The organism is Armatimonas sp., from assembly GCF_964826245.1.
The window spans coordinates 1-8,102 of sequence record NZ_CBAYMC010000206.1; the positions used below are offsets into that span (position 1 = coordinate 1).

Below are 8,102 nucleotides of genomic sequence, written 5' to 3' on the forward strand. Positions count from 1 at the left end.
CGGACAAAGGCGGCACCGGCGGCAAGCCGTAGCCAGACACTCTCGGCTTGCGCCGCCGTCATTCGAACCGGAGCGGCCAGCGGTTTAAGAAAGAGCACACAGAACCAGAATAAGCACAGTGCCGCCGCTGCAAAGGCGTAGCTGGGCCAAGCCACTTTGAAAATGGCCAGCAGTGCCCCACCAAGCGCCGGGCCACCCAGGGACGCAAGTTGCCAGCGCGACGTGTTCCAGGCAATCGCATTTGCCAGCGCCTCTTCGGGAACCAGCTGGGGAAGAAGGGCAGAGCGAGCGGGGTTTGCCACCGCTTGAAAGAGCGCCTCAACGAGAAGAATGGCATAGAGCCACCCAATCGGCGCTTTGGTGTAGGAGAGCCAAGCGAGCACCAGCATGCACAGAAAGACAAAAGGCAGCGTAAAAATCAGAATCTTCTTACGGTCTTTCCGGTCGGCCAGATCGCCTGCGGGGAGCGCCAGCGCCACCACGGGAATCGCCTGAAGCAGCCCCAAGAGCCCCAGTGCACCAGGGTCGTGGGTGCGCTCATAGAGCTCCCAGCCCAGCGCTACCGAGAAGATCTGTCCCCCCAGCGCCGACGCCAGCCCCCCAATAGCAAAGAGCCGGTAGTTGGCGGAGCGCAGAGCGGCATAGGGGTCGCGGGACATAGAACCGGAGTATACCTAGCTACGCGGTACAATAGAGCCATGTTCACAGGCATTATTGAGGCGGTCGGTAAGATCGCGGCGCTAGACTCCGGGCGCGACTCGGTGCGGATCACGGTGTCAGCGGCGCGGATCGCGGAAGACGTTGCCATCGGCGACTCGGTGGCGATCAATGGCGTCTGCCTCACAGTGGTGGAGATCATGGCTCCGCAAGTGAGCTTCGAGGCCGTCTATGAGACGCTCCGCCGCACGACGCTGGGCCAGCGCAGGGTCGGGGAGACGGTGAACTTAGAGCGCGCCCTCAAGGCAGACGGGCGCTTTGGGGGGCATATCGTCCAAGGGCACGTAGACGGCACGGGGCGCATTGCCTCGATCCGACCCGCAGGCGACTCCTGGTTTGTCTATGTGGAAGCGTCGCCCGAGCTGCTGCGCTATGTTGTTACCAAAGGCAGTGTCTGCGTGGACGGCATCTCGCTCACCGTGATGGACGCCGACGACAAGGCCTTCTCGCTCTCGATCATCCCTCACACCTGGGAGAACACCACCCTCAAAGACTGGCGGGCAGGCGACTCCGTCAATATCGAGACCGATATCATCGGCAAGTATGTCGAGAAGCTCATGGGCGGGCAGTGGGGCGCACTGGGCGGCGGACGCGGTGTGACGATGGATCTGCTGGCTCGCAGTGGCTACATCGAGACCCAGCCCGAGCCTGAGGCATCCCGGCGATGGTAGAGTCCGAGATTCACTTTGACCGGATCGAAGACGCCATTGAGGATCTTCGGGCAGGCAAGCTCATTATCCTCGTAGATGACGAAGACCGGGAGAACGAGGGCGATTTTGTGATGGCCGCTGAGTTTGTAACGCCTGAGATCATCACGCTCATGAACCGCCGTGCCAGTGGGATTATCACGGTTCCGATGATGGCCGAGCGCCTCGAGCAGCTGAGTATCCCGCCCCAAGTGCAAGACAACACCGAGGCAATGCGCACGGCGTTTCATATCGCCGTGGATGCCCGCGCCGGAACGACCAGTGGCTCCAGCGCCCAAGACCGTGTGGTCACCATCCAGAAGCTCGCCGATCCGAGCGCGGTGCCTGCGGACTTCAACCGTCCTGGCCACGTCAGCCCGCTCATGGCGCGCAACGGCGGCGTCCTCAAGCGCCCCGGCCACACCGAGGCCACGGTAGACTTAATGCGCCTCGCGGGGCTTCAGCCCGTGGGCGTGATCTGTGAGATCATGGGCGACGATGGCGAGATGCTACGCCTTCCGGGCCTGGCCGCGCTTGCCCAAGAGCTGGGCCTTAAGCTGTGCACCATCGCCGATCTCATTCGCTATCGGCGCCGCACCGAGAAGCTGGTCAGCAAGCTCGCGGTCGTGCAGATGCCCACTCGCTACGGCACTTTTGTGGCGCATGCCTACACCAGCGATGTAGACAACAACGAGTACTTAGCCTTGGTCATGGGTGAGATCAGCCCCGATGCGCCCATTCTCTGCCGCATTCATAGCTCGTGTGTGACAGGAGACTTACTTGGCTCGCTCCGCTGCGACTGTGGCGACCAGCTCCAGCTCGCCTTGCAGAAAATCGCCGACGAAGGCCGAGGTGTTCTGCTCTACATCGAGCAAGAGGGCCGTGGGATTGGATTGGTCAATAAAATGCGCGCCTATGCTCTGCAAGACCAGGGTGCGGACACGCTAGATGCCAACCTCATGCTAGGCTTCAAGGCCGACTCGCGTGACTACGGAATCGGGGCACAGATACTGGTGGACTTAGGACTGCGCAAGCTACGCCTGATGACCAACAACCCCGGAAAGCGCGATGGCCTCCAGGGCTTTGATCTTCAAGTCACCGAGCGCGTCCCGCTCCCGGTTGCCGCGAACCCACATAATGCACGCTACCTAGAAACCAAGCGCACCCGCATGGGCCACGACTTACCGCCTCCAACGGAGTAACCTAGCGGCGGCGACGACGCAGAACTACTCCGCCCAGCCCCAGAAGCGCAAGAGTTGCAGGCTCAGGAATCGTAGCCTGTGGCGCAGGATTCGTTGCGAAAGTCCCGGTAGCATCTGCAGTGAAGTTGTTCAAGTAACCATTCACATTCAGAGTAAAGTCAGGGGTCAGAGCATTAAGCGACAGGGAATAGTCACGGCGGGTAGTATTATTAAAGAGAAGGAAATCTGAGGTCATGGTAACAGAGTCTCCTGTTGCTCCATTCTGAGACCCCGTAAAACTCGCTGTGCTACCTCCGTCTGTGCCAATCAAAAAACCGCCACGTCGCCCAGGAGTTCCTCCTGCGTTAGCAACAATCGTCAGGAGGTTTGTCTTTCCATTCACCGGAGTATCTGCGGTGTAAGTCATTGTAATACTAGTCAATGACTGTCGAAGGGTTCCTCCTAAATCATCGGTAACCGCTCCCACAGTTGCCGATAGAGTCATCTTTGCAGGAATGAGAGTTGCAAAACTACTTCCGTTATAATCGTTGATCACCTGATAAAAGAAGTTAATATCCTGTGGTACTGCTAAATTAAATGTACTAGATGCTCCTGAGTTCGTAAAGGTAAAAGGCTTCGAACCACCACCTGCCTGGGAGAAGTTAGCAAACGTAGTAAACTGAGCATGGGCAGACGAAGTAAGTACAGCCGCCACAAAACCTAGGGCGAGGCCCTTTACAATAGCACGATTCATCTATGTGTGTCTCCAAAACAACTGCCGGTCACAAAATATTAACGGAAGCATGACCGAGCGATTTACGACTAAATTATGGGCTTTTCCAAATAAATAATTAGGTCGCCTTCAGCGAGGAATTTCCAACTCCTGACCTGAATTCAGAGTTGCTCGCACTGTCCAACTAAACCAGCGATATGGGACGATCGAGGAGTAATGTTTAATGGAAAAGCTCACAGGGTGGAACATTCTCGGGGAGTCGATCGTTCTGGAAGTATGCTGGCAAGTGATTTCAGCGGTGGCTTACCGCTTGGTATTGGGATTGCGGGGGCGCTGACATCGTTTGGGTTGATGGCTATGGCCTGGTACGCACGAGGGCACTGGCAGCGCAGCCTGAAGACCCTAGGGCTGGGATTGCAGGGCGCAGGGGTCTACCGGGGTCGGGCTATCCAGATCACGCGGCAGGGCCAGTCCGTCACCATTGCCATTCGCACCCGAAACGCCGCGCGGCTCTACGATGAGCTGAGCAGTGAAGGCCCCGTACCAAGCCTTCCCTGGATCACGGAGCTAGCGGCGATGCAGCTCAATACTCTGGCGTTTGCCCGCCGTGTTTGGGATCGGTGGCACATCCAACTCAACGAGCAGACCCTTCGAATCTCCTGCGCCACACTACAACCAGAGCGCCTCCGTTTTCTCCTCGATCTTGCCTGTGACCTTGCCGATGGAGTAGATCGTTTCGGCGAAGAGAGACAGCCTCGGCTACGGTTCCGTCGGCGTGCGCTATACTAGGGGGTAATGACCCCTACTTTGATCGGCCACACCACTGCCGAGCTGACTGCACTCCTGACCGAGATGGGCCTTCCTGGCTATCGTGGAAAGCAGCTCGCCCGTGGTTTCTATACCCGTTTTGCCCGTGACTTCGATGCCTTCTCGGACTTGCCCAAGGCGCTCCGTGAGAAGCTTGCTACCGAGACACAGCTCGCGCCTTGCTCAGAGCGAAGCGTCCAGAGCGCTCCCGATGGCACGGAAAAGTATCTCCTTAATCTCACCGATAGTGAGGTAATCGAGGCGGTCTACCTGCCGTATGAAGACCGGACGTCGGTGTGTGTGTCGTCGCAGGTAGGCTGCCCGATGGCTTGCTCGTTCTGCGCGACGGGCACCGAGGGGCTGGCTCGTAACTTAACGGCAGGAGAGATCGTAGACCAGCTCTTGTTCATGCAGGCAAAGCACCCCGAGCAGCGCATCTCTCACTTAGTCCTCATGGGAATGGGCGAGCCGCTGATCAACCTGCCCAATGTTCTCAAAGCCTTGCACCTGCTCCACGACGAAGTCGGGCTCTCGTATAGAAACATGACGGTCTCGACGGTCGGGGTTGTGCCGGGAATGGAGAAGCTAGCGGCGGAAGACTTGCCTATCACGCTGGCGGTCTCGCTCCATGCCCCCAACAACACGCTCCGCTCCGAGCTGGTGCCGCTGAATGAAAAGTACCCGATTGGCCGACTGATGGAAGCCTGCCGCCACTATACCGACACGACGCGACGCCGGATCACGTTCGAGTATGTCCTGATGGCCGGAATCAACGACACGGAGAAAGAGGCACATGAGCTTGGCGAGCTACTGCGCCGCCAGCCACTCTGTGCCGTGAACACGATCCCCTACAACTCCACCGATGTCGAAGCCCGCTACCAGCGCCCGACTCCCGAGGCGGCGCGGCTCTTTCGGGAGATCGTTGCCTCGTATGGCGTGACCATTACCCAGCGCTACGAGAAAGGCCACCGGATCGCCGCCGCGTGTGGCCAGCTCAAGCGCTCCGCGCTCAAGCCCGGCTCTGCCATGCGCCCCTTGCCCCTCTTCTCCCAGATTCCCGTTGCGGAGCCGACCGAGCCCACTCTGGAGCCTACCGCATGACAGCGGAGGAGTGGCGAGAGCGGCTTGCCACGCTTCCCCAGAAAGAGATCCAGCGCTTGCTCAAGAGCGAGCCTTTGGTGATGGCACAGATCAGCGCGGGGTTTCGCCCCGGTGTCGAGACTCTGAAGAATCCGATTGTTCTCAAGCGCTTGGCGGAGGCACTCCCCAAGAACCCCAAGCTCGCGGAGGCGCTGGAGGCAGTACCCATCCATGAGCCTGTGCCGTCTGCCAGCCCCAACCCCGCCAGAACCCTCCCCGCCTCGTCCCTCGGCGACCCTCCATCTTCGAAGGAGGGTGAGCTTAAGGCGAAGCTCAGAGAGCAGCGGGCGGCTCTGCGAGAAAGAGACGCCGAGCTGACAGAACTTCGTGCGCGGCTTGGGCAGTGTGAAAAAGAGCGGGATGCGGCCCTCGTTGAGCGGGACTCCGAGCGCAAGGCGCGGGAGACACGTGAGGCGCAACTTGAGCGGGAACGTCGCCGAAAGGTTCCCGAGCCCGTCGTGGTAAAAGCCTCAGCGCCAACCGCCACGGCTCCGACACTGGCTGCGGAGCCGCCGACTTCCTGGTTCCCTGAGGCGCTGAGTCGCCTGCTACAGCGTGGCCATGATGCGACCGTCCTGGCGCTCTGCCGCGAGCTCCTCACCGATGATTCCCTTCCCCTGGTTGCGCGAGCAGGGATTCAGGGAGCCTATGCCGCAGCCCTCGATAGCCTGGGCGCTCCCGATGCGGTTGCGCAGTCTCGACTCGCCGCAGAGGCATTTCTGAGTGCGGGCCAGCCTTTAGAGGCATCCGAGGCCCTCTTGCGCTCGTTTACCCGAAACACGCCCAGTACGGCAGAGCGGGCACTGCTCCAGAAGCTCCTCGCCATGGCCGAGCGCCGGGGTGAGCTAGAGGCACTAAGCCAGAGCTGGCTGCGCCAGCGCCTGACCCGCCCCGCTGCCTTTGCCTGTCTGACGAAGGGCTTGGAGAGTGTGGGTAAAAAATATCCCTCGCTTCTGCCAGAGCCCCGTGCCACAACACTAGTCCCTGATGCGACCGTCGCGCTCCCGACAACGTCGAAGAGCGTGGCCACAGTAACGGCCCGAAAACTGGTACAAGCCGTAGACGAAGGCACTGTCGCGCTGGTGAGTCAGGCACGGGCAGGTTTGCAGGCGCTCCGCACGAGTGATCCTGGCCTTGCGGATGCTCTGTTGGAGGCAGTGGGCCGCCTCAGCCCGCCAAGCGTCGCGACCCTAACCGCGACACGCCTCCGGCCGATTGTGGTGGATGCGTCCAATGTTGCGAGACACATCGGCGACCCGCTAGCGGCCCTGGTGACCAAGAAAGCAACAGGTTCGACCACCCAGCTTGTCGCACTTCGGGAGTTCTTGCTCTTGCACGGCTTCTTTCCCGTGATCTGTATCGCCGATGCCAACCTGCGCCATGTGGTCACCGATAAAGCTGCCTACGCAGCACTCGTGGAGCGGCATATCGTCCGCGAGACCCTCCCCGGAACCAGCGCCGATGAGCTACTGCTTACCGAGGCCCACGCCCACAGTGCCCCTCTCCTCACCAACGACCGCCTCGCAGACTGGGGAAAGCAGGCAGACGGTATCGAGCGGCTCGGCTTCACGATCCACAAAAACACCGTCACCCTGCTTCCCGTTTAGACTTACAGCTTCCAGCCCTTTCGGTAGGGCGGAGCGATGTAGGCATTGGCGGCATTGTTGTTGGTGAAGCGCACCGCTTTCGAATCCCACTTGAGGGTCTGGCCAGGGAAGCGAATCGCGATGGCTCCCAGAAGCGCCACTTGCGTGAGCCGTCCGCCATAGTCAAAGTTAGAGCCCGCTTGCCGTCCCGTTCGGATCGCCTCAAGCCAGTCCCAGTGATGGCCCTTGACTCTAGGAATGGTCTCTTTGGGGGCATTGCTTCCCGTGTTCTCGTTTCGGAGCTTCTCGGGCAGGATATGACAGCCACCACCGCCGTGCGAGCCATGCACAATCATTCCCTTTTCGCCAAACAGAATGGCTCCGGTGCGTGGCACCTCATCGTCCCCGAAGTTCGCAGGTTTGGGGATCGCATTGTCGCCATCGTGCCAGACGAGGGTAACCGGACCACGCCCTGCCTTTGCCGGGAACTCAAAGGTAATCTTTGTCGCTGACGGGTAGGTCAGTCCCTGAGTTGCAGGGTCGTAACCGGGTGTTTCCGCGTGAACCGTTGTGGGAGCATCCAGGTCGAGCGCCCAGAACGCGGGATCAATCACGTGGCAGAACCAGTCGCCGATCGTGCCGGTTCCAAAGGGCAGCCAGCCACGCCAGTTCCAGTGCACCCAAAACGGAGCGTAGGGTCGAAACGGCACGGGGCCCAGCCAGAGATCGTAGTCCAGCTCAGAAGGCACTTCGTATTTTTGCTCCAGCTTATCCAGATTGCGGATCTGGCTGTAGACATCCTTGAACTCACCGCAGGCGGCATGCACCGTGTGAACTTGGCCGATGGCCCCAGCCCCGACCCACTCGACGACGCGCCGGATCGAGTCGGTGGAGTGCCCCTGGTTTCCAAGCTGGGTAACCACTTTATGCTTTCGAGCCGCCGCCATCAGGGTCTGCACCTCATGGATGCTATGGGCCAGAGGCTTCTCGCAGTAGACATGCTTACCGTTTCGGATTGCCTCCATGGCAATCACGGCATGGGTATGGTCGGGGGTGCCGATCACAACGGCATCTAGCTCTTTGCCCAGCTCCTTGATCATCACGCGGTAGTCTTTGAACTTCTTGGCATTCGGGTACTGTTCAAACTTCTTGGCGGCGTACTTGTGGTCCACATCACAGAGAGCGATCAGGTTTCCACCTGCGGCAATGACCTGATCCACATCGGATCCGCCTTGGCTACCGACCCCAATCC

8 protein-coding genes are annotated in these 8,102 nt (G+C 59.9%); 5 read left to right on the top strand and 3 right to left on the bottom strand.

Translation table 11 applies throughout. The features are described from left to right. The coding region (locus tag AC1XOS_RS17035; protein ID WP_481963423.1) for an MFS transporter at positions 1 to 659 on the bottom strand (659 nt) is incomplete at its 3' end. 39 nt (positions 660 to 698) lie between these two features. Here AC1XOS_RS17035 and AC1XOS_RS17040 point away from each other — a divergent pair. Continuing rightward, positions 699 to 1,388 (top strand): riboflavin synthase, encoded by a 690-nt coding sequence (locus AC1XOS_RS17040; protein WP_481963424.1) that lies wholly within the window; start codon positions 699 to 701, stop codon positions 1,386 to 1,388. After that, on the top strand, positions 1,382 to 2,605 hold the full coding sequence (locus tag AC1XOS_RS17045) for a bifunctional 3,4-dihydroxy-2-butanone-4-phosphate synthase/GTP cyclohydrolase II (RefSeq protein ID WP_481963425.1): 1,224 nt from the start codon (positions 1,382 to 1,384) through the stop codon (positions 2,603 to 2,605). The genes AC1XOS_RS17040 and AC1XOS_RS17045 overlap by 7 nt, the downstream gene beginning before the upstream one ends. Position 2,606: 1 nt before the next feature. On the opposite strand, the gene AC1XOS_RS17050 is transcribed toward AC1XOS_RS17045, so the two are convergent. Then, complete coding sequence (locus AC1XOS_RS17050) at positions 2,607 to 3,338, bottom strand: PEP-CTERM sorting domain-containing protein (RefSeq protein ID WP_481963426.1); 732 nt, start codon at positions 3,336 to 3,338, stop codon at positions 2,607 to 2,609. Positions 3,339 to 3,593: 255 nt separating this feature from the next. Here AC1XOS_RS17050 and AC1XOS_RS17055 point away from each other — a divergent pair, with 255 nt between their 5' ends. Genes AC1XOS_RS17055 through AC1XOS_RS17065 form a run of 3 tightly spaced genes read left to right on the top strand, consistent with a single transcriptional unit; the run spans position 3,594 to position 6,871 of the window. Beyond that, entirely contained in the window at positions 3,594 to 4,106 is a 513-nt protein-coding gene (locus AC1XOS_RS17055; protein ID WP_481963427.1) for a hypothetical protein, read from the top strand. A gap of 6 nt (positions 4,107 to 4,112) precedes the next feature. Next, on the top strand, positions 4,113 to 5,225 hold the full coding sequence (rlmN, locus tag AC1XOS_RS17060) for a dual-specificity RNA methyltransferase RlmN (protein ID WP_481963428.1): 1,113 nt from the start codon (positions 4,113 to 4,115) through the stop codon (positions 5,223 to 5,225). Next, on the top strand, positions 5,222 to 6,871 hold the full coding sequence (locus AC1XOS_RS17065; protein ID WP_481963429.1) for an NYN domain-containing protein: 1,650 nt from the start codon (positions 5,222 to 5,224) through the stop codon (positions 6,869 to 6,871). Before rlmN ends, AC1XOS_RS17065 begins: the two co-directional genes overlap by 4 nt. Positions 6,872 to 6,873: 2 nt before the next feature. Here the strand turns inward: AC1XOS_RS17065 and AC1XOS_RS17070 are convergent. Next, a partial coding sequence (locus tag AC1XOS_RS17070) for a Gfo/Idh/MocA family protein (protein ID WP_481963430.1) occupies positions 6,874 to 8,102 on the bottom strand: 1,229 nt, incomplete at its 5' end.

Bases quoted from the DNA above. Each gene is read 5' to 3' on its own strand.
- AC1XOS_RS17045 (WP_481963425.1), top strand. From the start codon at position 1,382: ATGGTAGAGTCCGAGATTCACTTTGACCGGATCGAAGACGCCATTGAG.
- AC1XOS_RS17065 (WP_481963429.1), top strand. From the start codon at position 5,222: ATGACAGCGGAGGAGTGGCGAGAGCGGCTTGCCACGCTTCCCCAGAAA.
- AC1XOS_RS17050 (WP_481963426.1), bottom strand. From the start codon at position 3,338: ATGAATCGTGCTATTGTAAAGGGCCTCGCCCTAGGTTTTGTGGCGGCT.
- AC1XOS_RS17055 (WP_481963427.1), top strand. From the start codon at position 3,594: ATGCTGGCAAGTGATTTCAGCGGTGGCTTACCGCTTGGTATTGGGATT.
- rlmN (WP_481963428.1), top strand. From the start codon at position 4,113: ATGACCCCTACTTTGATCGGCCACACCACTGCCGAGCTGACTGCACTC.
- AC1XOS_RS17040 (WP_481963424.1), top strand. From the start codon at position 699: ATGTTCACAGGCATTATTGAGGCGGTCGGTAAGATCGCGGCGCTAGAC.